At 29.0% G+C, this 2,008-nt stretch carries 2 protein-coding genes; both read right to left on the bottom strand.

The features are described from left to right. A partial coding sequence (locus GBG18_RS14870) for a TolC family protein (RefSeq protein WP_193311180.1) occupies positions 1–1,350 on the bottom strand: 1,350 nt, incomplete at its 3' end. Positions 1,351–1,452: 102 nt separating this feature from the next. Next, complete coding sequence (locus GBG18_RS14875) at positions 1,453–1,878, bottom strand: nucleotidyl transferase AbiEii/AbiGii toxin family protein (protein WP_193311181.1); 426 nt, start codon at positions 1,876–1,878, stop codon at positions 1,453–1,455. Positions 1,879–2,008 lie beyond the last annotated feature (130 nt).

A 2,008-nucleotide genomic window follows, 5' to 3' on the forward strand; every position in this document is an offset into this window, starting at 1 on the left:
TAGTTTTTTTTCATTTAATGCGACAAATTTAGCATCTTGAAGCGCTGTATCTTGTAAAGCAGCATTCAAACCACCTGTAGCATATACAATAGTATACGTACTTTTGACCATATCAATAAAAGTATTGATATAAGATACTCGTGCATTTTTCAAATCTTGTTGTGAATCGACCAGATTGATGATGGTTCTTTTTCCCAACTTAAATTCTTCTTGATACAAAGCCGTCAACTCTTCTTGTGTTTGGATATAACTTTTAAGAATATCAACTCTGCTTTTTGAATCTTGATACAATTCATATTGCGTTTTGATTTTTTCTATTTGTTCTATGTTTTTCTTATCATATTCACTTTTAAGTTTAAGTCTTTCTACTCTTGCTTTTTCGATACTTGAGCTGTCTTTTAATCCATTGAAAAGATTATATTTTAGTTTAAACATGGCACTGGCTTGTTCTGTTTTTGTCTCGAAAGCTTCAATATCTTCATCTTTATACGCTTTGAGTTCAAAATCAAGTTTTGGATAATATGCAGCTTTTCCTAATTTTACTTCTGCTTTTTTTGCTTTGATTTTTGATAAGTATTGATTGAGTTCACTGTTTTTTGATTTTAGGGAAATCAAAAGATCATCCAAAGACATCTCTTTTACCAAACTCAACATTTGTGCACTCATATTATCATCAGCAGCAATACCTGTGAGTTGTAAAAACTTTTCATTTTCTCTTTTAAGTTTCCAAGTCAAATTAATATAATCACTTTTTGCTTTTTGAAGCTTAGATTTTACCGTAAAGGGTTCACTTTTTTGTCCCGTAGCATTTAACTTCTTTTGAGTAAGAGTATAATACTCTTCATACTTAGCGATACTTATTTTTTCAAACTTGATAGTCTCTCTTAGTTTAATGATTTCTAAGTAAGTATTAATAACATCAAAGCTGAGTTTTTCTACATCAATATTTTGAGCATATTGGCTTGTCTTATATTCTGCTTTTGACTTTGCAACACTTGAGGTATCTTTAAAACCATTGAAAATATTTTGAACTGCCACTGCTTCTAAGTGAGTTCCACCCTTGTAATCTTTTTTGGTATAAGAAGTATCATTTTTACCTTTTGTTTTACTGTTCTCATCACCAAAATTGGCAGATACATCAAGAGTAGGATAATATCCACCTTTTGCTATCTCAATCTTTTGGGCACTGCTTAACACCTCTTGTTTTGCTGCTTGTACCAATGGATGGTTTTGAACAGCTGCTTGTACTGCTTCATTGATACTGATTGCACCCAATTGTGTTGCACCAAACAACAATACTCCAAGTCTTAAAGACAGAGAAATGATTTTTTTGTTTACACTTTTTTTCATATATACTCCTGTGATTTTATAATTATAGGAGTATTGTTGCGAAAAAAAGTATCCAAACCGTATCATTTTTGATTTACTAACTAAAAATGTTATTTTTCTGTATCAATCACTATTTATAAGTAAATTCATACTATGTATAACTGAGTTTTTTATTTCATCAAAAGTTAAATTTACGGTTTCATTTTCATTCAAATACACAGTTTCATCATCTTGTGGTTCTTTTTTATTATTTATAAAGTTACATAAACCTTCAAGGGTATCTATGCTTTTTGTTTTATTAGAGATATCCACAATTTCTTTAATTGTTAGAATCTTCTTATCTAAAATTGTACCAAAATCAAATAAATCTCTTGATTTATCTCGTTCTAATAATGCAACTATTTTTAATTTTGCAATTGATTGTAAATCTAAAATCTTTAGTTGTGAATCCTCAAATTGCACAAAAGAAGACTCTTTTAGTATTTCTTTTTGAATAGGTCTATTTACACTAAAGAATTCTAATTTAACATTGTCTAAAATAAATTTCAACATATATTCATCAGGAAAAAGTCCTATCATTCTTAGAGTGGAGTGGTAACCTTATTTAGGACACAGAAATTAAACAATTCTGAGTTAAAATAAATGAATAAGGGTTATGCATGAGAAAAAGTAAATATAG

Origin of the sequence: Poseidonibacter ostreae, from assembly GCF_009208075.1 — a bacterium.
GTDB lineage: Bacteria > Campylobacterota > Campylobacteria > Campylobacterales > Arcobacteraceae > Poseidonibacter > Poseidonibacter ostreae.